This window comes from Rhizobium sp. 18055 (assembly GCF_902706285.1).
In the GTDB taxonomy this organism is placed as follows: domain Bacteria; phylum Pseudomonadota; class Alphaproteobacteria; order Rhizobiales; family Rhizobiaceae; genus Rhizobium.
Map to the genome: position 1 here is coordinate 1 of NZ_CACSKD010000012.1, position 22,786 is coordinate 22,786.

Sequence of the window (22,786 nt, forward strand, 5' to 3'; positions counted from 1 at the left end):
CTTCGCCTTGAAAGCCGGGCTATGGTTCCGGCGCGGTCGTCTCGTCATGGTATCTCCTGTTCCCGGCATCTAAGCCGAAGTCAGGCAGAAATTCCACTTATCCCCAATGTGCAGATTTCCCGAGCCACTTCTACCGCGTTCCGCGAAGATGTCTTTGACCACTTCGACGGCGAAGAAGGCGTTTCCCCAGCCGCAATAGAAAGCCAAGTGCGTGATGATCTCGGAGATTTCGGGTGGCGTAACGCCGCTGTCCAGGGCCTTGGTGAAGTAGTGTTGCATGCCAATCGTCTGGTTGCGGGCAACCAGTGCAGCAATCGTCACCACGGCGCGGTCCCGTGGCGAAAGGTCCGGCCGGCTCCAGAGTTCACTGACGATTGTGGTCTTGGTGAAATTTTCCAGCGCTGGAGAAACACTGGCCACATCGTCAAGGGTCAAAGCTGTGCGAGGAGAGTTTGAGGTCGTCATGACACATCCAATCTGATTGTTGTTCGATGAAAGGTCGGCACGCCAGATACCGAGGCCCGCGTGCTGCAGCCGTGTTAGTGCTTGAAACGAAGCGCGACTTCCGCGACACGCTGGCCAAGGTGGGCGGCGGTCCGAAGGTCGCTATCGCCCGGCGTGACGTCAGGCGCCTGATCGTTGTTGGACTGCGCCATCGCGCCGAGCCAGCTTCCGTGGCGATTGAGGTCTTCGAGGCTGCCCGTACTGCTGCTGTTGCCTGGCATCAGGTCGAGGCCGACCCAGATCATTCCGTGCTGGGCGGCGAACAGCGACATGGAGATCAACGAATTCAGCTTGTCGCCGTGCTGCGCGCCGGAGTTGGTGAAGCCGGCACTCAGCTTGTTGCGCCACTTCTGCTCGAACCATGCAATCTTGGTCGAGTCCTCCATGAACTGCTTGAAGCGGGCGCTGATCATGCCGTTATAGGTTGGCGACCCGAAGATGATGGCGTCGCTGGCTTCGAGCTTCTCCCATGAGACTGTGCCAGCCGCGACAGAGACCAGATTCACTTCGATATCCGGCACCTTGGCTGCGCCGTCGGCGATGGCCTGAGCCTGTTTGGCCGTGTGCCCGTAGCCGCTGTCATAGACGATTGAAATCAGCATTCTTGTGTCTTCCATTGGCGCCGCCGATCATCGCGATGCCGCCTGAGTTTTGTTATGATCAGTCTTTGATCGTGAAAGGCGCGATCCGGACGGTGGCGGCGCGGGCTCGTGGGCTGATCATCGAGCCGAGATACGAACTGTTGCCGTACTTGGCCCGGTAAGCCTCATCGATGGCCTCATCGATGGCCTCATTGACGGCTCCATCGACAGGCTCGAAGCCAACGTCAATGGTCATGCCTGCAGCGATAATACGCCCGGCCTTCTGCTTGATCGCGGCCTGATACCAGCGAGACCTCTGGCCATTGTACGCTCGGACATAGAGCACATCCTCGACGACAACCGACCAAATCCAGGTCGGCGTTCCGTAGGTAGTGCCGTCGTCCCGAAGTGGAGAGATATGCAGATCGTCAGTCGTGGCGATCCGGGCGAGTTCGGCTTCCAACCATTCCATGGCTATGCCCTTTCCTGATTTGTTGCGTCCGGCCGACCGCGCAGCAGCACGATGGCGACGATGCCCGAGCAGGCGACGAAAACGGTGCTGGTCAGATAGACGCTGGCCAGCCCAACACTTCCGCCGACGAGACCCAGAAGGGGGGCCGCCACGGCAAGCGCCAGGTCGAGGCATACGGTGTAGGCACCCATGGCGAGGCTTCGGCTCTGCGGAGGCGATTGACGGACCGCCGTGACGCCGAAGGACGGGTGGATGAGGGAATAGCCAAATCCGGTGAGAGCCACGCCAATGAAGGCGATTTCGGGTCGCGGTGCCAGCCAAACGAGAGCCTGCCCTGTAGCCTCGACTGTGATACAGATCAGCGCGAGCCTGCTTGGGTTGACCTTGTCGGTCAGGTGACCGAATAGCACGCGGGACAGCATGAAGGCTCCGGAATAGAAGGTGAAGACCAGCCAGATCGGTCCCCAGCCTCGCTCGGCGAACAGGAGCGAAATGAATGCGTTGACCGCGGCGAACCCGACGCTGGCCAGAGCAAGGCCGATGCCCGGAAGCCAGACGGCACCCATCACCTCGATGAAGGACGACCGCGTCTGTGGCGCAGGAGCCGAGAACTGCATGGGCACAATCAGCAGCAGGCTGGCCAGCGGCAGCAACAATGTGCCAAGCCCGATCGCGACGAAGCCGAAATGGGCGTAGAGTTCCGCACCGATCGGAGCCGCGATGGCGAAGGCTCCGTACATCGCGATGCCGATCCAGGACATGATCCTGCCTGTGCTCTTCGGCCCGAGGATCATCAGGCTCCAACTGAAGCAGCCGGTGATGATGAAACCTTCCGCCCCGCCGAGGATCGCCCGGCCGAGCAACAGCAGGCCTACCGCGACGGACGGTGTGCCAACGAACGGCATTGAAGCCAGGTAAAACACACCCGCCAGGATCGCAGCCAACAGTCCCGCCACCATGGCAGGCTTGCCGCCACGGCTGTCGGCGAAATTACCGGACCAGACGCGCGAGATCAGCGCCGCAGCAAATTGGCTGCCGGTCACGAAGCCCACGACAAGGGCGCTCATTCCAAGGCCATTGTGGACGAAGAGCGGCAGGACTGGCATGGCCAGCCCTGTGACGAAGAAGGCAACGAAGACGCCGAACATGATCAACAGCACAGACCTGAAGTCGCTGCTTGAGGTCCGAAGCGGCCCGGTCTCGGGAGCGACACTGGGCGATAGCGTACTCATGGAACCGACGGACCAAGGGCAGCTCCGGTATCGCTTCGTGTTTCCATTGCACCGTGCCTGAACTTCATGGCCATCTCCATGGGCAACAAAAAGCTGTCGCCTATACGGAGAATATAGTCCGTTCCATTTATCTCGATTAGACGCTAATGTGAGATTGAACTTATATCGGAGATCAATGAATGAAGCGGGAAGAACTCGGTGACCTCATGGCCTTCCTGGCTGTTGCCGAAGAGAAAAGCTTCACCAAGGCGGCGGCCCGCCTGGGAACATCGCAGTCATCACTGAGTCTGATCATCAAGCGCCTGGAAGAGCGGCTTGGCCTCCGCCTGCTGACGCGCACGACGCGAAGTCTTGCTCCGACTGCCGCCGGGGAGCAACTGCTTTCCACCCTCAGCCCCGCACTTGGCAACATCGAGGCACAACTGTCGGCGCTCAGCGAATTCCGGGACAAACCTGCCGGAAGCTTCCGGATCACGGCCGGGGAACATGCGATCGAAACCCTGCTCTGGCCGAAGCTTTCGACGTTCCTTCGCGACTATCCTGATATCAAGGTCGAACTGGTCGCGGACTCCGCCATGACCGACATCGTCGCCGACCGCTTCGACGCCGGGGTCCGGCTGGGCGATCAGGTCGAGAAGGATATGATCGCCGTCCGCATCGGGCCGCTGGCCCGGATGATCGTCGTGGCAGCGCCATCCTGTTTCAAAGAGATGCCCCCGCCGGCAACCCCGCAGGAGCTGACGGCCCACCGCTGCATCAACATCCGTCTTCCGAGCTATGGCGGTTTCTACGCCTGGGAATTCGAACGCGATGGACAGGAAGTGCGCGTGAGGGTCGATGGTCAGGTAGCATTCAACGGCGTGCCGCAATTGATCCAGGCCGCGCTCGACGGTTATGGATTGGCCTTCGTCCACGAAGACGTCGTTCGAAAATACATTGACGATGGCCGTTTGATCCGCGTCCTCGACGACTGGTCACAGCCCTTTCCCGGCTATCACCTCTACTATCCGTCGCGGAGACATCCTTCCCCGGCGTTCACGATGCTGGTGGAAGCCTTGAAGGCTGACCATCCCCTGAAGCAGAAAGACCAAGGCTAACGGTCTGCACCCTCCATGGAGAAACTCCCGTTGCTCGTCCGAGAAATGCGATCACAGATCAGGGCGGATGGGACAACGTGGGAGCGGAGCACCGGTTACGGAAATGCTCGTTCAATACAATCAGAAATGTCAGCCGGTGATCGCCTGGGTAAACCAACAGTATTTCGAGGCCGCGGTGGCGAATAGAAGCATTCGCCAAGACGTCCGACCTACGTCAAATGTAACAATTCGCCGTTTTGAGAATTTTCTGTTTTAATTATGAACTTCAGTTGCTACCTTAGGTTTATTGTCGTTGACTTGACGGTTCATAAACAATGTCATTGTTTAGATATCTTAGTGATGATGCGTTTCTCGTATTTTCTCGAAAGCATCGCTACCTCTATGAGGCCGCGTTGCTTGAAGTCTATGACCGCTTTTTCTCGAGCGGGGCGGTCTTCCCCACACCTCAGGAACTGATTCACGCGATTTACGACGTGATTGCCCGTCGGCCGGAACTGCTTCTTGATGCGGATGATCCAGCCGAAGGGTTGCCGGAAGTGGTCTCGAAGGGGCGCCGCCGGCTGAAGTTTGCAGGTCATGGCGACGAGGCTGGAGACAGGGCGCTGAAGGCTGCACAGCAGGTCTATCAGGGCCTGGTGCGCACAGGCTGGCTTGAGGAGGAAGAGTACGGTCTGAAGGTGACGACCGATATGCCAATGGGCGCGCTTCTGGTGGTTCAACGGCTTTCAAGCCTGAAGTCGGACGTGTCGCAGCGGTTCGGTGGGCTGGTCGTCCACATCAAGGCGAGCCTTGAGCTGGTCGAGAAACTGTCGTCGGAAAACCGCGATAAGCCGCGGTCAAACGCCGCGCATGTGCTTCGCGAGGCGCGGGTTCAGGCGGGGCAGTTCGTCAAGACGCTGCGGGCTATCCTGTCGGATCTCCGCCGCATCCGCAAATCCCTGATGGAGTCGGAAGATATTCGCCAGAAGATGGACACCTATTTCGAAGAGTTCATCGGCGAACTCATCCTGAAGGATTTCCAGGCGATCCTGACCTTCAACCATCCCTATCGTTTCCGCGATCAGATCGTGGGCACGGCTCGGCGCATTTCCTATTCTGCCGACCTCGTTCCGATCATTGCGGAGGGCTATCTGGAAATCGGTATCGCAAAGGATATCCAACAGGCCCGCGAAGAGGCGGTCAGCGACCTTCTTTCCATCGAGACGACGTTTGATACGGTCGGTGAGATGTTCGAGCGTATCGCCCAGTTTCGCCGCGCACTTGAGACGCGGTTGCGGAACACGGTCAAATACGCCGAGCAGGGCGAGCGCGGACTGTCGTCCCGCGCGCGAGGCCTTGTCGGACGCCTGGAAGCCTTGTTGGCCGCCAATCCCGGTCAATATGCGGAACCGACAGTCCCTGCCGCGGTAGAGCGGGTTTTTATACCCTGGTCGCAAGGTCAGCTTGCGCCGCAACGGCAAGCCAGGTTGCCGATTGCAGCGAGGCCTCTCGCCCAGCGTCCATACGATCCGGTCTACGCCTTCCGAAAGCGCATGCGCGCCGATTACCTCGATCGCATCTCGCCCTCGCCTGAGCGGGTCCGCCAGTTTCTGGCCCGAACCGTCGCCTCCCACCACACGGTGGAGGCCCGGTTTATCACGATCGGGAGTGTCGATGATTTCCTTGCCTTCGACGCGGTACGACGGTATGCGCTGACACGGGAAATACCGAGCCCCATCTCCACTCAGTTCGCACTGGAATACCTGCCGAACAGCGAACCGCATGATTGCGAATGGCTCCGTTGCAGCAATTTCTCCATCCGCCATATCGGCGTCCCGTCACACAGGGAGGCTCGGCATGCTGAGTGAATTCGAGCAGGTCGAGGCGAGCTTCGGTATCGAAAAAGCAGCGGATCTGAAAAAGGCATGCCGCTATCTGTTGCGGCACCAGTTCGCCTATTCCGGCGACCGTGGTGTGGCAACGATCTACAATACTCTCACAGACAACCGTTTCCGGCGCATTGCCGACGATTTTTTCGACAGCATCGGTTACCGCGTCCAGAGAAACGCGGATGAGCAATGGGTCGGAATTCTGTTCGAGGATGACGATGTCGCGTCCGTTCCGAAAATGCGGATCGATGAAACCATCGCCGTTCTGGTGCTTGGCAGCCATTGGCAGGAGGAAGCCGATGTTGGCAATCTGATCGACCGAGCGATTGCCGTCACGACCGTCAATGTCCTCCACGATCGCTACAGGGATATGCTGCAAGGTGCAGCCAAGCCGATGCTCGCGGCATCGCGCTTCTTCGACCTGCTCAAGGATGTCGCGGCACGCAATCTTATATGGATTGGCGATTTTGATCATGACGCGCAGGACCGCGAAATCGAAATTCGGCCGATGATCAAGTTCATTAGCGGCGCCGACGCCCTTGCCCGTCTGGAAACTTATGTGAAAAGCGAGGAGCAGCGCACGCGTGCACGCCCGGTTCCTGCCGCTGCCACGACCGATATAGCCGTCACCGGGGACAATATCACATGATGGAATTGCGACGACTGACATTGGTCAATTGGGACCTGTTCGACGTCGAAGACATCGAGGTTCGCGGCAATTTCGGGATCCTCGGGGAAAACCGATCCGGAAAATCCACAATCCTCGACATGGTGCAGGTGGTTCTGTCAGGTGCAAGCCGGCAATATCTCAAACTGAATGCCGTGGCTGGGGAAGGTGGCAAGGGGCGGACGGCGTCAAAACGCACAGTGCTGAGTTATTGCCTTGGAACGCTCGGCGATGGAGATGTCCGGCGGGCGGAAACCATCACCTATATTGCTCTCGGTTTCGAGGACAAGGACAACAAAAGACCTCCGGTAACGATCGGCCTGGCGATAGAGGCGCGCCAGACTGAGGCGTCAGAGACAATCCTTGGGCGTTTTGTCTGCATCGGCAAATTGCTGACGACCGCCGATTTCACCGAGACACGGGAAGAAGGCAGCTATGCCGCCTCTTGGGATGACGTCAAGGCGCGTACGATTGCCTCCGTTGGCCCAGCAAACTTCATCAACCATCGCGACAAGGCGATCGATTTCGTCCGCGAGTATATGCGGCGGCTCGTGCCGAGCATGCCCAATGCCGAACAGAGCGCCACGTCATTGCTGAAAGCCATCGTCAATGCGATGACGCTCAATCAGGGATACTCCGCCACGGAGTTCGTTCGTCGTTTCATCCTGGAGGAAAACCCGATCAAGATCGGTGAATTGCGCAGTTCCATTGAGACCTATCGCGGTGTCAGTGCCACAATTGTCACCTTGCGCGAGAAACTCGAGGCCCTCAAGGAAATCAGGATACAGGTGTTGGCCTTCGCGGACAGTCTACATCAAAAGGATCTGGCTAATTGGCTTGCCCGCCGCGCGCGTTGGCTGGCGTCGCGTGCGGAAAACCAGGCGATCAAGCAAGAGATTGCCGAAGCGAGGCGTTTTATCGATGCGGAAAGTGAAGACAGGGATATCGCACTCGAGGGTATCAAAGAGGCTAGGCAGGAGATCTCCCGCCTAACCAAGGCGATTGCGATCCACGCTGCCAAATCCGGCCGCGACCAATGGCTGGAAACTTTGAGAGGCGTCGCGGCGGAACATGACCGGCTGGCTAGGGATGTCGATAAGCGGCGCAGGGCGGCGGCCGATCTCGCCGACATAATTCATGGGTTCGATGAGGCGGCGATCGTTAAAGTCTATTGTACGCTGGCGGTGTTGCGCGACAGTGATCGGTCCGCGCTCAGGCGGGCAGAGCATGAGTTGAGAGTGAAAGCTGCCGATATCCTTGAAAAAGTCGAAAAACGCCGCCGAGCCGTCGCGGCGCAGATCGTCCCGCTGGAGAACGAGATTGCTGATCTCCACAAGGCATTGATGCAGGCGCATGAACCCGGATTTTCCACGTACCTCTCGCCGGACACGAGATCCCTGCTGCGAAAGCTCGAAAGTCAGGGCATGGATGCGCGCCCTTTGTGCGACTTGCTGGAAATCATCGATCCAGGCTGGACCAATGCTGCGGAAGCCCTGCTTGGCCGCGACAGGGAAGCCGTGTTTGTCGAAAGACGTCATATCCAGGAAGCGACTGCGCTGTTTCGTGATGGGCGACGGGATTTTCGAGGAGCGTCGCTCGTCAGCTTGAACAAGCTTGCCGAGTTTCGAGATCATCCGCAGGCGTCAACATTCCCAACCATCTTCAGGACGGAAGATCCGGACGCGGGTGCATTTTTGCAGCGGCGGTACGGCAATGTACGACTCGCGCTTACACTCGAGCACTTCAATCTGCCCGGCCGCGCGCTGATGCAGGACGGTCTTTACGATGACGGATTGGTCCGCAGTCACAGGTCGATCAATCCTCGCGAGCATAAGATCGGCAAGTCTGCACAAGCCGATCACCTGCGTAATCTGCAGGAAGAATTCGCCAGCAAGGGCACAATCCTGTCCGAACTGCACCGCGAGGATCGCCTCCTGGCGCGTGTCGTCGCAACGCTTGATGCCTCGTCGCGGCCGGATGCCGACTGGCTGGCAGATATGCTCGACGGTATCGATGATTGCAGGATGCGGAAAACCGATGCTCAGATGAAGGTCGATGCCATCGACGCCGCCGGTGATGATGGGCTTCGGGACCGGCTTCTGGGGCAGGAAGGCTTTCTTGGCCGCAAGGAAGCGGAATTGCGGGCGATCGAGGATCGCGTCGGGAAATATCGTGTCGATGCGGAAGCGGGGGAGCGCAACCTCAAGGGCGGCGATGGTATGGAAGGTTCGGCCTCAAACCTGAAAGTGGCTCGAACCCTGTATCACGCGTTCCGCAAGCTTTACAATTATCCGGAAGGCTCCGCTGCCTATCGCGAAAAACTGGTTCTGCTGAGAAGCTCGCGATCTCCCGCTTCGGTCCTGAGCGGTCAGACGGCGCGTTTTGAAGCTGCTGCGCATCGTAAATTGGGTCATCAATCGACAGAAGAGGCCACGCGAGCGGCTGAGCGAAACCGTATCGCCGAGTTGGAAACCCGCCGCACGTTGCGGGAATATTTCAACAACGCGAAATTTGGCGTGAGCTCGCAGGTCGGCCCCGAAAGCCCGCTACTGACCGACATTAAGCCATGGATGGATCAACTGATCGACGAAATCGAGAGCAATGAACTGCGGCGTTACGAAGACAGGGCGCGTGAAGCCTCGGAGCGCGCCTCTGTCCTGTTTCGCGGCGAGTTTGTCAACGCTCTCAACACGCGCGTCTCAAAGATGGAGCGTGATATCGAGGCGCTTAACCGCAGCCTGAAGGGACATCCGTTTCACTACGAGATCTACTCTTTCCATCGGTCTGCGGAGGCCGAATTCCTGCCGATCCTAAAAATCATCGAAATCAGCAGGATTTCCGACGACGCCCTCGATGCCCTGTTCAAGCCTGACATGCCCGACGATTTCCCGCACAAGGACACGATCAACGCGGTCGAGCAATTGCTGGAGGATCCAGACAAGGATGTCTCGGCATTCGAGGACTACAGAAATTTCTATACGTTCGAGATCCATATGGAGGATGTCCGGACCAAGTCGAGGACGCGCTGGGAAACACGGCGGAATACGGGTTCGGGTGCCGAACAGCAGGTGCCTCTCTATGTCGCCATCGGTGCGTCGCTTGCAGCCGTATACGGCAGTTCCGGGTTGCGTGGTGGCGCAAGAGGCATGTCGCCAGCATTGTTCGACGAAGCGTTCTCGAAGATGGATGGTAAGAACCAGCGAGCCATGATGTCGTTCTACGCCGAGCTCGGCCTGCAGGTGGTGATTGCCGCGCCTTTGGAAAAGAAGGCAACCATCAGCGGTTATATGCATACTCTGGTCGAGATAGACCGCATCGGCGAGCAATCGTCTGCGGATACGGTCTATGTCGGTCAACGTGCCCGGGACGAACTTCTTGCCATGGACCCGGAGACATTGAGCGATGACGAAATCGTCGCACGGATGGCGGCGGAATAAGCTGGTGGCGCGTAAATTCGAGACGGCAGCCGGCCTGCTTAACGACCTGCTCGATCGTTTCGAAGCGGGCACGGCGCAGCCGGTCGGTTATCCCGATCATGATGCATTCCTAAGCGTCACGGCGAGCGATACGTTTGCCAGGGCAACTGCCGAGGCCGAGCGTGCCGGTTGTGTCGAGCGTGTCTGGGGTGTCGGGCGACGACGTGCGGAACTCAAGTTTGTCAGGCTGGCCGACGCTCCTTCGCTATACCGCTTTCTGGATCGGATACCGGCGCGCGAGGCGGCCGCGGGTGTCGGCGAAGCCATGCTGGATGGGTTGGATCTGCATCCGAAGCTCCGTGAGGCTGTTCTTGCCGCTATCGATGCATGGTCGCGAAATAGAACTTGGGCCTCCCTGGGGCGCGATGACGCGGTATTGATGCGCACCGCCATCATGCTTGCCCAGGCCATGCTGGACGGATCCCACCGCGGCCTGGATTATCGTACGTTTTCGCGGCGGACCGTTGCCAACAGCAAGGCGCTGGAAAGGTTGGAGGGTCCGGTACTGCGGCTGATCGGATCGGTCGTCGATGTTCCGCCGTCAAGCAATGCGCGGGCGGCTTTCGCAGCTCTTGGCCTGGAGCGTTTTGGCCCGCCACTGCTGCTGTCCGGCGCGTTTCTGCTTGACCGGCAACCGGTTTCACCATCGCTGCCATATCTGGGTATTCCGCCGACCGCGATGATGCGGATAGGTTTCGACAGATTGCCCGCTTACGTCCTAACGATCGAGAATTTCGCGAGCTTCAACCGGCACGTCCTGGAGGCGGATCCGGATCGGGTCGGGCTCACGCTTTATGTCGGCGGATACCCTTCTCTGGCGACACAAAAAGCGCTCTCGGAACTGGGGACCATTCTCCCTCTGACCGTGCCATTTTTCCATTGGTCGGATATCGACCCGGACGGCACATGGATCTTTCGCACCATCGAACGTGAGTTAGGGCGTGTTCTGCGCCCGCATCTGATGTCGCGTGAACTCGCAGAAGAGTACGGGGAGCCATTGGCTGGGTATTCCAGGCTGCGGCGAAACGAGGCGTCCCACTCACTGATATCCGATCTTGCTAATTATTTTGCGGAACCGGGAGCAAAAATTATGGAACAAGAGCAGATTGACCCTCAGATTCCTAATTGGTTGAAAGCAGATTGATAAGTTCCCCTAAGAGGAAAGGGTCCTGTCGATCAGAGCTCAAAGGCGAATAAAATTCGCAAATTCTTAAAAAATACGTTGTCAAGCCTCCATGCCATCAGACCCCGCAACCAACCATTTGTAATATCCGACCAGCTTCGAAACAGAACAGCTCGCGTGGAGCATTCCACCGGGCCGTCTCGCGTTACGGATAAGGCGGCCACGGGGTCGCTAAACGCCTTTGAACCCTCATCCTGTCAATGGTGCCAACTCCTGCGCAGTAGCGCGACCGGCGATCGAAGTGGGTGATTGCCGTCGACATTCGTGCGTTACGTCGTCAGACGCTTTTGCGAAGAGGGCCGCTTTTGTGGGCAGGCCTTCGCATTTTGATTCCGTAATGTTGAGTATATAATTCCACATATGTGGCTATGATGGCATGTCACTGTCAAAATTCTTTGAACATGTGCAAAAATCTACCCATTTTTGAACAATTCAGAACCGTTTTCATCCTAACGGTCCTTGTCACTGCTTCGCAGCGGGCATAAGCCGCCAGCGTCAAATTGCCCCGCGCTGAATTGACGCCTCAGCAAAACCCGGTGGCTGCCTCCCACAGCCACAAAGGAGCCAATCATGAGAGATCTTCCGGGTCTGCCGTCCCGCCGAAGCTTCCTGAAAGCATCGGCGGCGACCGCGGCCATCGCCGGCATTGCCGTTCCGGTCAAGGCCGAAGAGCCACCAGCCCCCGTCCCGCTCGCCGACTACAAGCCAGACTGTCTCAAGCCCACGGAGTGGGCCTTCGTCATGGCAGCGACAGCACGTTTGATCCCGTCCGAAGGCGATGGCCCCGGCGCGATCGAGGCGCGCGTGCCCGTGTTCATCGACAAGCAGCTCGCCGGTGATTTCGGCAAGGCGTCTGCCTGGTACATGCAGGGCCCGCACGACGCAGCAGCCAGCCCGCTGCGCGGCTGGCAGACGCCGCTCAACCCGCTGGAGATCTACCAGCAGGCGATCCCGGTGTTCGACGAATGGTGCAAGGCGACGCACGGCAAGATCTTTGCCGAACTCGACGGCGCCACCCAGGACAAGGCGCTGACCTCGCTGCAGAAGGACGAGATGAAGATCAAGCCTGAGCTGCGCGAGTTCTTCACCATCCTGCTTGGCAACACCAAGGAAGGCTATTTCTCCGATCCGATGTATGGCGGCAACCACGGCATGCAGGCCTGGAAATATATCGGCTTCCCCGGCGCCCGCGGCTCCTACAAGGAATGGGTCGGCAAGCATAACGTCAAGTATCCGCTCGGCCCGGTCTCCATCAAAGGCGAAAGGGCTTAAGCGCCATGACACGCACAGAAAAGAAAAAAGACGTCGTCCTCGTCGGCTTCGGCTGGACCGGCGCGATCATGGGCATCGAGCTTGCCAATGAAGGCCTCGAAATCCTCGCCCTCGAGCGCGGCAACGATCAGGCCACCGTTCCGGATTTCCAGTACCCGGAGATGATCGACGAACTGAAATACGGCATTCGCTACGGGATGATGGAGAAACCGGCGAACACGACGGTTTCGATCCGTCGTTCGCTCGACGAGACCGCGCTGCCCTATCGCAGCCTCGGCACCTTCCTGCTCGGCACCGGCGTCGGTGGTGCTGGCACGCACTGGAATGGCCTGAACTGGCGTCCGATGCTGTCGGAATACCGTCTGAAGTCCTATGCGACCGAAAAGTTCGGCGCCGGCGTCATTCCTGAGGGCATGACGATCCAGGACTATCCGATGACCTATGAAGAGCTGGAGCCGCATTTCGAGCGCTTCGAATACGTCGCCGGCATTTCCGGCCAGGCCGGCAATCTCAACGGCAAGATCATCGAAGGCGGCAACCCGTTCGAGGCACCGCGCTCGCGCGACTACCCGATGCCGCCAATGCCGACGACCTGGGACGCCGTCAAGTTCCGTGACGCGGCCAAGGCTGCCGGCTGTCACCCGTTCCCGGCTCCGGGCGGCATCGCCTCGCAAGCCTATGTGAACGAATACAACATGCAGATGGGCCCGTGCAATCACTGCGGCTTCTGCGAGCGCTACGGCTGCTACAACTATTCGAAGTCCTCGCCGCAGACGGCGATCATCGATGCGTTGAAGCGCAAGAAGAACTTTGAATACCGCGTCAATGCAGAAGTGCTGCGCGTCGAGATGGCCGCCGACGGCAAGACCGCCACCGGCGTCACCTATTTCGACCACAAGACCGGCGAAAACGTCTTCCAGCCGGCCGACCTGGTCATCCTCTCGGCCTTCTCGCTGAACAATGTCCACCTGATGCTGCTGTCGAAGATCGGCCAGCCTTACGACCCCAACACCGGTGAAGGTGTCGTCGGTCGCAACTACGCCTACCAGATGCTCGGCGGCTACACGATGTTCTTCAAGGACGAAGAGTTCAATCCGTTCATCGGCACCGGTGCCAACGGCTTCTGCATCGACGATTACGGCATGGACAATATCGACTTCGGCAAGGAAGGCTTCATCGGCGGCGCCTACTGGCGTGCTGGCCAGAGCAATGGCCAGCCGGGCCACAGCATGCCGCTTCCGGCCGACACGCCAAGCTGGGGTGCGGGATGGAAGAAGGGCATCGGCGACTGGTACGGCCATGCGATGTCGATCGGTGCGCACGGCTCGCTGATGTCTTACCGCGACAACTACCTCGATCTCGATCCGACCTACAAGGATCGCCATGGTCGCCCGCTGATGCGCATGACCTTCAACTGGAAAAACAACGACATCAAGATGATGGAGTTCATGAAGTCGAAGATGGAGCCGATCGTGAAGTCGATGAACCCCGACATTGCGCAGGCCGGCTTCAAGAAGGAAGGCGCGATGTTCGACGTGCGTCCTTACCAGACGACCCACAACACCGGCGGCACCGTCACCGGCGACGACCGCAAGACCTCGGTCGTCAACCGGTATCTCCAGTCCTGGGACGCGCATAACGTCTTCGTCCTGGGTGCCAGCGCCTTCCCGCAGAACACGCAGTACAACCCGACCGGCATGGTCGGCGCTCTGGCCTATTGGGCGGCGCATCACATCCGCAAGGATTACCTGCCCAACCCACGGCCGCTGGCATAAGGAGAGCGACGATGAAAACCTTTCTTCGCACGATCCTTGCGCTGGTCGTTCTCGGCGTTATCGCCCTCGTCGCCTTCATCTTCGTGCCGGTTCAACGAACCGGCCCGGTCACCGAACTCGCAGCCGACTACCAGCCCCCGAAGGGCGCCGGTGAATATGTCATGCGGGCATCGGACTGCATGGCCTGTCATACGGCAGAGGGCGGCAAGCCTTTCGCCGGTGGCCGTGCCATCCAGAGCCCGATGGGCACGATCTACACCACCAACATCACGCCCGACAAGGAAACCGGCATCGGCACCTATACGCTCGCCGACTTCCGCGCCGCCCTCTACGACGGTGTCGACAAGCATGGTGCGCACCTCTATCCGGCCATGCCCTACGACAGCTATCGCAAGCTGTCGGAAGAGGATATCCGCGCCCTTTATGATTACTTCATGAAGGACGTGCAGCCGATTTCGAACGCGGTTGCGGAAACCAAGCTCGCGTTTCCTTTCAACATGCGCTTCGGTCTTCGCGCCTGGAACTGGCTGGCACTGGGCAAGGCGGGCTTCCAGCCGGCTGCCGATGGAGATGCCCAGTTCAACCGTGGTGCCTATCTGGTCCAGGGCACCGGCCATTGCGCCGCATGCCACAGCCCACGCAACCCGCTGATGATGCAGTCCGGTTCCAACGAAAAGGATCAGGCCTTCCTTTCCGGCGGCGAGATCGATGGCTTCAGCGCTCCCGATCTTCGTGGACCGCAAAGCGGCCCGCAGACGTGGAGCACCGAACAGACCGCCGCCTATCTGGCGACTGCCCGCAACGCCCACTCGACGGCAACCGGCGAAATGATGCTCGTCGTTCGCGACTCGCTGCAGTACATGACGCATGAGGACAACATGGCGATTGCCACGTACCTCAAGACGATCGGCAGCGGCGGTCATGACGGTGCGGCCCCGGCCAAGGTCGAGGCTAACGATACCGAGAAAATGTTGACGGACGCCAAGGCGGACATGCCGCTCGGGCCGCGTCTCTACATCGACAACTGCGCAGCCTGCCACGCCGTCAACGGCAAGGGCGCCGGGGAAATATTCCCGGAACTCGATGGCAACTCGCTCGTCACGGCGAAATCACCGAAGGGCCTGATCAGCGTCATCCTGCATGGTGCGGAACTGCCGTCGACGGCCGACCGCCCGATGAAGGTTCGGATGCAGGGCTACGACGACCGCCTGTCCGACGACGAAGTTGCTGCCCTTGCGACGTTCCTGCGCGAAGGCTGGCACAACAAGGCTCCTGCCGTATCGAACGCAGACGTTGCACCGGTGCGCGAGGAAAAGCACTAATAAAATCAGGGCGCCGGCATCGCGAACACGTGCTGCCGGCGCTGGGCTCCCGAAACAACTGGCTCAGTCGGGCTTGCGCGCAAACGGCATTGGGTTCCGGGGACCGGCAGGGTTGCCGCTCGCCTCTTAGCGAGCAGAGACAAGCCGGGCAGACGGGGTTGCCAGGCCGGGGTGGCTCATACTGTCGATTCACCGGCAGAGCGATATTTTAGTTGTCAGTCATGCAATCGTCCGGCACCATCGCTGGTTAGCTGTTTGAATTGAGTAGTCTTGCTAACAGCAGGTTGGGGAGACGGGCATGTGCGCAGAGCATGTTGAACGTCGGCTGGCGGCTATCCTGGCTGCCGATGTCGTGGGCTACAGCCGTCTCCTGGAGGCCAATGAGGAGGATACGCTCAATGCCCTTCGTCTGCATCGACGTGAGCTGTTCGATCCCGCTGTCGCCAGCCATGGCGGGCATATCATCAAGGTCATGGGCGATGGTTTCCTGGTCGAGTTCGGCAGCGTGCTCAGCGCTGCACGCTGCGCCGTCGAAATCCAGCGCGGCATGCTGGAGCGCAACATCGGGATTCCAGCGGACAGACACATCGCGTTCCGGATCGGCCTAAATCTGGGCGACATCGTCTTCGATACGGATGACTTTCACGGCGATGGCATCAATGTGGCTGTGCGGCTGCAAGCCCTGGCAGATCCCGGCGGTATTGCCTGCTCGGCGCCCGTGCGCCACGAAGTCGGGAATAAGCTCGGTGTCAACTTCGCGGATCTGGGCGACAGGACCGTCAAGAATATTTCCCGCCCGGTGCACGTCTATTTTGCCGATTGGGACAGCGTAGTCTCCGGCGAAGAGGTTTCTCCGGTCGCAAGCGGCCATACGCGGGCATCGTTCAGCAAGCCGTCCGTTGCAATCCTGCCATTCGCCAACATCAGCAACGATCCCGAGCAGGAGTTTTTCAGCGACGGCATCACCGAAGACCTGATCACCGACCTGTCGAATGTCTCCGGTCTGTTTGTGCTGAGCCGCAATACGGTTTTCGCCTGGAAAGGCCGAAGCGAGAACCTGCAGCGCATTGCCGGCGAACTCGGTGTCGCCTATGTCGTCGAGGGTAGCTGCCGCAAGGCCAGCAACCATGTGAGGATCAATGCCGAACTGATAGAAGCCGCGAGCGACGGTCACCTCTGGGCCGCGCGCTACGACCGGGACCTGACTGACATCTTCGAAGTGCAAGACGAGATCGCCAAGGCGATCGTCGAACAACTGAAGGTCAAGCTACTCCCGGACGAGCAGAGGGCTATCGAGCTGGCGCCGACAGAGAGCGTGGAAGCTTACACGCACTATCTGCGGGGACGCGAATACTACCACATTGCCTCGAGATCAAACCATCTGATGGCTCGACAGAGTTTTGCCAGAGCCATCGAACTGGATCCGGGCTATGCGCGCGCCTATGCCGGCGTCGCGGTCTGCGATGCGCGTCTGCGCTCCCAGTTTGGCGTCGCGATCTCGGTGGACGACATTCTTGCAAATACGGCGAAGGCGCTGGCGATCGATCCCAAACTGGCGGAGGCGCATGCGGCCCGGGGGCTTGCGCTGGCGGTCGCCGGCAATCGGGTCGAGGCGGTTTATGCATTCGAGCAGGCATTGTTGCTCGGCCCCAATTGCCACGAAGCCAATCGCTACTATGCCGAGTTCTGCGTCACTGACGGGAAGTTCGAGCCAGCCGCGACATACTTTCAGCGCGCATTGGAAATCAAGCCTTCGGATTATGGTGCGCCGATGATGCTGGTGAACGTGTTTCGGTCGCTCGGGCAGATAGAAAGGGCCGAGACCTACGCGCACCTCGCGATAGAAAAGGCCGAGGAGGAAATGCGTCTCCATCCGGAGAACGCCAATGCCGCCTGTCTTGGAGCGACTGCGCTGGCCTTTCTCGGTGTCCGCGATCGGGCACTGGAATGGTTGGCCCGCTCACTGGCGACCGATCCCAACGATATAAACATCCAATACAACGCTGCCTGCACCTACGCGCTCTTGGGCGAGATCGAGCGAGCCATCGACCTGCTTGAGGTCTGGATGCCTCAGGTTGGCGTCGAGATGAGGCTTTGGTTCAAGAACGATTCCGACCTCGATACGCTTCGCGACCACCCCCGCTATTTAACGCTGCTTGCGCTTGCCGGATAATGCCCCCTTACATTTAGTTGACTGTTTCTCCTGCTACTTTATGATGTGCTAAAATAACATCGGACGGCAAGGGTCACGTTGATTGGTGATAAGGCCTCTTTTGGGAGGGGTGGATGGGCACCCGGTTCAGACTTTTTGTACAGCCTCCGTTTGCGGATGCGCGCTCCAGCCCCGAGATTGTCGAGGTCTCGTCTCGACCGGGGAGTGTGACAGCAGGACCCGCCGACGATCGCATGTTTGTTGTGGAGCCGGTCGGCAAGACCTGTCCATACGGTGTGAACCGCGGGCCGCTGGGGACGCCGTACTTATACCTGGCACCATGGACAGGAAAAATCCTCGAGCCGAGCGAGCCCGACAGATACGGCGATTTCGATCATCTGCGACCCTCGATGCCCGGCTTCGAGGCCGCGCATGTCTTCGGTTGCGTGCGTTTCACGCTGGATGTGTGGGAACGCTATCTTGGACAGCCGATCGTCTGGCATTTTAGAGATCACTATGACCGGCTGGAAATCTCGATCCTGCCGCAGTGGGACAACGCGCAATTGGGCTATGGCTACCTCGAAGTTGGCAGCCAGTTCGAGAAGGATGGACGTGTCCTTCCGTTCAGCCTGGATTTCGACGTCATCGCCCATGAGGTCGGGCACGCGATCATTTTCAGCGCACTCGGCGTGCCGCACCCTGGAACCGAATACCCCGAATATCTTGGTTTCCACGAGGCGTTCTCCGACTGCGTGTCGCTGATTGCCGCCATGCATTTTCCGTCGGTGATCGACAATGTTCTCGCTGAGACCCGCGGCAATCTCTACCTTGCCAATCGCCTGGCGCGCTTTTCAGAATTTTCGCCGCATCGCCAGATACGCTCGGCCAGCAATAAGCGCACGATGGCCGAATTCGTTCGCGGATGGAAGGACGAGCATGAGCTCTCGCAACCGCTTACCGGTGCGATCTTCGACATCCTTGTCGACATCTTTCACGAGAGCCTGGTAGCGCGCGGCCTTATCTCTCGTGCCATCGAAGATCTCGCAGATACGGCCGAGTTCGATGCGGATGCCGAGGTGCTTGTGCAGCACGCTTTCGACCGCGCTTTCGCGCGCAATTCAGACGGATTTGTCCAGGCGCTGGTCGATGCACGCGATATCGTCGGGACTTATCTGGCGGAAACCCTGTGGGCTCTTGCTCCCAACTTCCTCGACTATGGCGACGTTGCGAGAACGATGCTTGCAGTCGATCAGGCCGAATCCGACGGCGAGTTCGCACGGATAATCAGCAGAAACTTCAAGCAAAGAGGGATCGGCGAGTTGCACGCTGGCGTGCATGTCAAAGGCTGCGAGCACCGTAGCCATATCCATTCTGCACGCACGTTACTGCCGATCGATCATCTCGCGTTTCCGAAGATGCGCTATCGCGAGAAATTTCTGCTGTCGAAATCATCTAGGGCTCAATAACCAGGTGGACGGAGGGAGACATGGCAGACAAAGAAACCTTGCTTGGCGTATCGGCGGTTTATCTGTTCGGGCGCGAAATCAGCGATCTGATTCTCAGGGGCGGCGTTTACCAGCCTCTGGTCGGACCTCAACTCGGTGCGAACAGTTTTCTGAGGGGCCAGCTTAGTGCGAACGAGGCGACGCTCGCGCGCATTTACGCTTTCTCTTTCGAGGGAGCTTTCATCGAACTGAGCCGGCCGGCGATCTTCATCGTCCACGGCAGCGGCGCGTTTCCCGATGATCCCCCTCCGAGGAACGCCGAGGGCGATATCGAATATGACCGATTGTATCGCTCTCCGGGTTCGAGTGCGCGAACAGGCCTCGGCTACCAAATTGGCGCTCTCGCCAAGGACATGAAGGTTTGGATTTACGACAAGGGCGATTTCTCGATGAGGCTCGATGCCGAAACGGGAACCTTTGAGCAAATCCTGCTCTCGGTCGAGGCTTCGTCTGACCCCAGGGGAGTGGCAAGCGGCGGACTGTCCAGATCGGGTGGTGCCCTGTCGCGTTCAGGCGGCGTGATGTCAAGATCGGGCGGGTTCATCCCTCGGAGATCGGGTGAAAATGATTGATCCACGGGTAAGGACGGACCAGGGAGGCAAACATGCCCGCAAAACCCAATGTTAAAATTCTGCGTATCGACGACCCCGATCCTGTGGAAGCGCCGTTGGGCGCTCGAACGGATTTCAAGCTGATAGGCTACGGCTTCAGTGACGATATGCATGTCTATATATCGACCAAGGCAGACGGTAGCGATGACGTTGATGTCGCGTTACGTCAGGACAAGTCCGCAACGAGGACCGAAAAGGTATGGCCACTCACCGCCAGGCCAGGGCTTGGCGCTCTATCTGGTCAGAAGGAGGAGGAGCGGCCAGTTTTGTGGATTGTGATAAAACTCAATGGCGCGTTGGAAGACTCCTATCAGGGATTCATACTCGTCTGATTTTTCGAGATCTAACCAACAAGCCCGCCGACCTTTGCCGGATCGTCCGGCGCGCGCAGGCAGATGTGGCGCGTGGAGAGACCACGACAGTCGAGTGGTGCTATCTGCGACGGGAAGCCTGTTCTGCGATGCATGATTGAGATGTATCCGGCTGCTGCGTGCAACGCCTGGGGGCCACTGTCGAGGTGGTGTGGGGCATCCGTATCAATCGCGGGACAGTCTCCGATCTCAACGGCAAGATCGACGCGACGATCGAGGAATGACGGAACAGGTGCGCACATGCGTGAATATGGATTGACCTGACCGTCAAGACAGGGCTTTCTCTGTGCGACGACATGGCTCTTGTGCCTGTGGTGATCGGCGCGGGAGGCGGTATTCACCCAATTGCAAGGCGAAGAGCCGACACTGAATTCCAAGGGAGGAGTACGCGCCTCCAGCAATGCCTCGATTGAATCGGGACGTGCTGGAAACCCTTCATCGGTGGGACTCCCGCAATGGCATACAGCACGACGATCGAGCGAACCCGGTTTGGCTTTGGCGATCTCAAGGATCTCCTCGCCAAGGCAACGCCGGAACGATCAGGCGACCAGCTCGCCGGGATCGCGGCGGCCGGCCCGGTCGAGCGGCTGGCGGCGCAGATGGCGTTGGCCGATCTGCCGCTGAAAGCGTTTCTGGCCGAGGAAGTGATCCCGTCGGATGACGACGAGGTCTCGGCGCTGATCGCCAAGCAGTTCGATGCCGCTGCATTTTCCCCGATCAGTGCGTTGACCGTCGGCGAGTTTCGCGAGTGGCTGCTGAAGCCCGAGACCGGACAGCGCCAGCTTGAGGCGATCACCTACGGAATTACACCGGAGATGCTGGCCGGCGTGTCGAAGATCATGCGGCTGCAGGATCTGATCGCGGTTGCGGCCAAGCGGCAGGTGGTGACGCGGTTCCGCAACACGATCGGTCTGGCCGGACGGTTATCGACGCGCAACCAGCCGAACCATCCGACAGACGACAGCCGCGGCATTGCGGCCTCTGCCATCGACGGGCTGCTGATGGGCTCCGGCGATGCTGTTATCGGCGTCAATCCGGCGACCGATAGCGTCGAGGACTATGTGCGCATCGTCTCGCTGCTCGACGAGATTCGCGAGCGGCTGGCAATCCCGACGCAGACCTGTTGCCTCGGCCATGTGACGACGGCGATCCAGGCTGCCGAGGCCGGAGCACCGATCGACCTGATGTTCCAGTCCGTTGCCGGATCGCAGAAGGCCAATGAGGGCTTCGGCATCAATCTGGCGCTTCTGAAAGAGGCGCATGAGGCCGGGCGCTCGTTGAAGCGCGGCATGCCCGGCGCCAATCTGATGTATTTCGAAACCGGGCAGGGAGCGGCGCTCTCGGCTGACGCGCATTTCGGCGTCGATCAGCAGACGATGGAGACCCGGGCCTATGCCGTGGCACGCGAGTTCGATCCGCTGCTGGTCAACACCGTTGTCGGGTTTATCGGCCCCGAGTATCTTTTCAACGGCAAGCAGATCATCCGCGCCGGTCTCGAGGATCATTTCTGCGGCAAGCTGCTCGGCCTGCCGATGGGCGTCGATGTTTGCTACACCAATCATGCCGATGCCGACCAGGAAGACATGGATACGCTGTTGACGTTGCTGTGCGCGGCGAACGTCAACTTCGTCATTACCGTGCCCGGTGCCGATGACATCATGCTGAACTATCAGTCGCTCTCCCACCACGACGCTGTGTTCTGCCGCGAAACCCTTGGCCGCCCACCGGCGCCTGAGTTCGAGACGTGGCTGCGCGATGTCGGGCTTACCAACGATGCCGGCGCCCTATCCGGCGCTCCTGTGATGCTGACCGATTATTTCTCGAGGGCTGCCCTTGTCTAAGTTTAACGCCACCGAACTGAAGGCCGACTATAATCCGGCAACCGTCGATCTGGCCGAGATGACCGATGCGCGCGTGTCGCTCGGGCGTTTCGGATCGGGTGCGCCGACCAAGGCGCAGCTGGCATTCCAGCTGGATCATGCGCGTGCGCGTGAGGCGGTCTGGTCGACCGTCGATGAAGACAGGGTCAGGAACGAGATCGAGGCGCTGGGGCTTGGTGTCGTCTCGGTCGAAAGCATGGCGGAAGATCGCAGCAGCTATCTGCGACGGCCCGATCTCGGGCGCAGGCTATCGCCGGCTTCCGCCGAACGGCTGGCCGCCCTGCCGCAGGACGCCAAGGGGTCAGATGTCGTCATCACCATCGCCGACGGGCTGTCTTCGAGTGCTGTCGATATCAACGCGGTGGCGCTTGTCAGAGAACTGGTGGTTTTCCTGGGCGATGCAGGGCTTTGCCTCGGGCCGGTCGTCATCGCGCGCCAGGCGCGGGTGGCGCTTGCGGATCAAATCGGTGAAATTCTGGGCGCGAGGTTGACGATCGCGCTGATCGGAGAACGCCCCGGCCTTTCCGCCGCGGACAGTCTCGGTGCCTATATTACCTACGAGCCTGCCGTCGGGACGCCGGATTCCCGGCGCAACTGCGTGTCGAACATGCGCGATGGCGGCCTATCCATGGAGCAGGCGGCACGGACGATCGCAGGACTGGTCACCAATATGACCAATACCGGCGTCAGCGGCGTCGGCCTGAAGGACGCGTTGCTGCGCTTGGCGAGCAACTCGTCGGCGGCGTGATTTAGCGTTCGCTGGATAAGCGCGGACTGATTCGGCCAGCTTCGCTGCACGGCAGGCGAACAAGCTGCAA

At 59.4% G+C, this 22,786-nt stretch carries 19 protein-coding genes; 14 read left to right on the top strand and 5 right to left on the bottom strand.

Translation table 11 applies throughout. The features are described from left to right. Nucleotides 1–69 precede the first annotated feature (69 nt). From GVL52_RS19390 to GVL52_RS19405, 4 genes are all read right to left on the bottom strand, one after another. Nucleotides 70–465 carry a carboxymuconolactone decarboxylase family protein gene (locus GVL52_RS19390; protein ID WP_160010149.1) on the bottom strand — a complete coding sequence of 132 codons (396 nt, stop codon included), beginning with the start codon at nt 463–465 and terminating at the stop codon, nt 70–72. 74 nt (nt 466–539) lie between these two features. Continuing rightward, on the bottom strand, nt 540–1,106 hold the full coding sequence (locus GVL52_RS19395) for a flavodoxin family protein (RefSeq protein ID WP_160010151.1): 567 nt from the start codon (nt 1,104–1,106) through the stop codon (nt 540–542). 58 nt (nt 1,107–1,164) lie between these two features. Next, entirely contained in the window at nt 1,165–1,557 is a 393-nt protein-coding gene (locus tag GVL52_RS19400) for a DUF2255 family protein (RefSeq protein WP_160010153.1), read from the bottom strand. Between the two features lie 2 nt (nt 1,558–1,559). Next, entirely contained in the window at nt 1,560–2,789 is a 1,230-nt protein-coding gene (locus GVL52_RS19405) for an arabinose transporter (protein WP_160010155.1), read from the bottom strand. Nucleotides 2,790–2,968: 179 nt separating this feature from the next. Here GVL52_RS19405 and GVL52_RS19410 point away from each other — a divergent pair, with 179 nt between their 5' ends. The 12 genes from GVL52_RS19410 (at nt 2,969) to GVL52_RS19465 (ending at nt 20,049) form a co-directional block, all read left to right on the top strand. Then, nucleotides 2,969–3,886: a LysR family transcriptional regulator gene (locus GVL52_RS19410; protein ID WP_160010157.1), complete on the top strand. Its 918-nt coding sequence runs from the start codon at nt 2,969–2,971 to the stop codon at nt 3,884–3,886. Nucleotides 3,887–4,278: 392 nt separating this feature from the next. Further along, nucleotides 4,279–5,733 carry a Wadjet anti-phage system protein JetA family protein gene (locus tag GVL52_RS19415; protein ID WP_244619231.1) on the top strand — a complete coding sequence of 485 codons (1,455 nt, stop codon included), beginning with the start codon at nt 4,279–4,281 and terminating at the stop codon, nt 5,731–5,733. Continuing rightward, nucleotides 5,723–6,403, top strand: coding sequence for a DUF4194 domain-containing protein (locus tag GVL52_RS19420; RefSeq protein WP_160010161.1), 681 nt, complete (start codon nt 5,723–5,725; stop codon nt 6,401–6,403). Before GVL52_RS19415 ends, GVL52_RS19420 begins: the two co-directional genes overlap by 11 nt. After that, complete coding sequence (locus GVL52_RS19425) at nt 6,403–9,858, top strand: SbcC/MukB-like Walker B domain-containing protein (protein ID WP_244619240.1); 3,456 nt, start codon at nt 6,403–6,405, stop codon at nt 9,856–9,858. The genes GVL52_RS19420 and GVL52_RS19425 overlap by 1 nt, the downstream gene beginning before the upstream one ends. Then, nucleotides 9,824–11,041 carry a Wadjet anti-phage system protein JetD domain-containing protein gene (locus GVL52_RS19430; RefSeq protein WP_244619232.1) on the top strand — a complete coding sequence of 406 codons (1,218 nt, stop codon included), beginning with the start codon at nt 9,824–9,826 and terminating at the stop codon, nt 11,039–11,041. The genes GVL52_RS19425 and GVL52_RS19430 overlap by 35 nt, the downstream gene beginning before the upstream one ends. 609 nt (nt 11,042–11,650) lie before the next feature. Next, nucleotides 11,651–12,352 (top strand): gluconate 2-dehydrogenase subunit 3 family protein, encoded by a 702-nt coding sequence (locus tag GVL52_RS19435; RefSeq protein WP_160010165.1) that lies wholly within the window; start codon nt 11,651–11,653, stop codon nt 12,350–12,352. A gap of 5 nt (nt 12,353–12,357) precedes the next feature. Next, a complete protein-coding gene (locus GVL52_RS19440) occupies nt 12,358–14,127 on the top strand; it encodes a GMC family oxidoreductase (protein WP_160010167.1) in 1,770 nt (589 codons plus the stop codon). A gap of 11 nt (nt 14,128–14,138) precedes the next feature. After that, entirely contained in the window at nt 14,139–15,449 is a 1,311-nt protein-coding gene (locus GVL52_RS19445) for a cytochrome c (protein ID WP_160010169.1), read from the top strand. Nucleotides 15,450–15,747: 298 nt separating this feature from the next. Then, complete coding sequence (locus tag GVL52_RS19450) at nt 15,748–17,622, top strand: adenylate/guanylate cyclase domain-containing protein (protein ID WP_160010171.1); 1,875 nt, start codon at nt 15,748–15,750, stop codon at nt 17,620–17,622. Nucleotides 17,623–17,735: 113 nt separating this feature from the next. Continuing rightward, nucleotides 17,736–19,067 carry a hypothetical protein gene (locus GVL52_RS19455; protein ID WP_160010173.1) on the top strand — a complete coding sequence of 444 codons (1,332 nt, stop codon included), beginning with the start codon at nt 17,736–17,738 and terminating at the stop codon, nt 19,065–19,067. Nucleotides 19,068–19,087: 20 nt separating this feature from the next. Further along, nucleotides 19,088–19,678: a hypothetical protein gene (locus GVL52_RS19460; protein ID WP_160010175.1), complete on the top strand. Its 591-nt coding sequence runs from the start codon at nt 19,088–19,090 to the stop codon at nt 19,676–19,678. A gap of 32 nt (nt 19,679–19,710) precedes the next feature. After that, nucleotides 19,711–20,049 (top strand): hypothetical protein, encoded by a 339-nt coding sequence (locus GVL52_RS19465; RefSeq protein WP_160010177.1) that lies wholly within the window; start codon nt 19,711–19,713, stop codon nt 20,047–20,049. Between the two features lie 11 nt (nt 20,050–20,060). On the opposite strand, the gene GVL52_RS31200 is transcribed toward GVL52_RS19465, so the two are convergent. Next, the gene (locus GVL52_RS31200; protein ID WP_280179111.1) at nt 20,061–20,183 is read right to left on the bottom strand and encodes a hypothetical protein; all 123 of its coding nucleotides are present in this window, start codon (nt 20,181–20,183) and stop codon (nt 20,061–20,063) included. A gap of 360 nt (nt 20,184–20,543) precedes the next feature. On the opposite strand from GVL52_RS31200, the gene GVL52_RS19470 reads away from it, so the two are divergent. Both GVL52_RS19470 and eutC read left to right on the top strand, forming a co-directional pair. After that, nucleotides 20,544–21,929 (top strand): ethanolamine ammonia-lyase subunit EutB, encoded by a 1,386-nt coding sequence (locus GVL52_RS19470; RefSeq protein WP_160010179.1) that lies wholly within the window; start codon nt 20,544–20,546, stop codon nt 21,927–21,929. Then, nucleotides 21,922–22,716, top strand: a complete 795-nt coding sequence (eutC, locus tag GVL52_RS19475; RefSeq protein ID WP_160010181.1) for an ethanolamine ammonia-lyase subunit EutC — start codon at nt 21,922–21,924, stop codon at nt 22,714–22,716. The genes GVL52_RS19470 and eutC overlap by 8 nt, the downstream gene beginning before the upstream one ends. Nucleotides 22,717–22,786: the final 70 nt, after the last annotated feature.

Coding starts and splice junctions, on each gene's coding strand:
- GVL52_RS19390 (WP_160010149.1), bottom strand. CDS start 465: ATGACGACCTCAAACTCTCCTCGCACAGCTTTGACCCTTGACGATGTG.
- GVL52_RS19395 (WP_160010151.1), bottom strand. CDS start 1,106: ATGCTGATTTCAATCGTCTATGACAGCGGCTACGGGCACACGGCCAAA.
- GVL52_RS19400 (WP_160010153.1), bottom strand. CDS start 1,557: ATGGAATGGTTGGAAGCCGAACTCGCCCGGATCGCCACGACTGACGAT.
- GVL52_RS19405 (WP_160010155.1), bottom strand. CDS start 2,789: ATGAGTACGCTATCGCCCAGTGTCGCTCCCGAGACCGGGCCGCTTCGG.
- GVL52_RS19410 (WP_160010157.1), top strand. CDS start 2,969: ATGAAGCGGGAAGAACTCGGTGACCTCATGGCCTTCCTGGCTGTTGCC.
- GVL52_RS19420 (WP_160010161.1), top strand. CDS start 5,723: ATGCTGAGTGAATTCGAGCAGGTCGAGGCGAGCTTCGGTATCGAAAAA.
- GVL52_RS19425 (WP_244619240.1), top strand. CDS start 6,403: ATGGAATTGCGACGACTGACATTGGTCAATTGGGACCTGTTCGACGTC.
- GVL52_RS19430 (WP_244619232.1), top strand. CDS start 9,824: ATGACGAAATCGTCGCACGGATGGCGGCGGAATAAGCTGGTGGCGCGT.
- GVL52_RS19435 (WP_160010165.1), top strand. CDS start 11,651: ATGAGAGATCTTCCGGGTCTGCCGTCCCGCCGAAGCTTCCTGAAAGCA.
- GVL52_RS19440 (WP_160010167.1), top strand. CDS start 12,358: ATGACACGCACAGAAAAGAAAAAAGACGTCGTCCTCGTCGGCTTCGGC.
- GVL52_RS19445 (WP_160010169.1), top strand. CDS start 14,139: ATGAAAACCTTTCTTCGCACGATCCTTGCGCTGGTCGTTCTCGGCGTT.
- GVL52_RS19450 (WP_160010171.1), top strand. CDS start 15,748: ATGTGCGCAGAGCATGTTGAACGTCGGCTGGCGGCTATCCTGGCTGCC.
- GVL52_RS19455 (WP_160010173.1), top strand. CDS start 17,736: ATGGGCACCCGGTTCAGACTTTTTGTACAGCCTCCGTTTGCGGATGCG.
- GVL52_RS19460 (WP_160010175.1), top strand. CDS start 19,088: ATGGCAGACAAAGAAACCTTGCTTGGCGTATCGGCGGTTTATCTGTTC.
- GVL52_RS19465 (WP_160010177.1), top strand. CDS start 19,711: ATGCCCGCAAAACCCAATGTTAAAATTCTGCGTATCGACGACCCCGAT.
- GVL52_RS31200 (WP_280179111.1), bottom strand. CDS start 20,183: ATGCATCGCAGAACAGGCTTCCCGTCGCAGATAGCACCACTCGACTGT.
- GVL52_RS19470 (WP_160010179.1), top strand. CDS start 20,544: ATGGCATACAGCACGACGATCGAGCGAACCCGGTTTGGCTTTGGCGAT.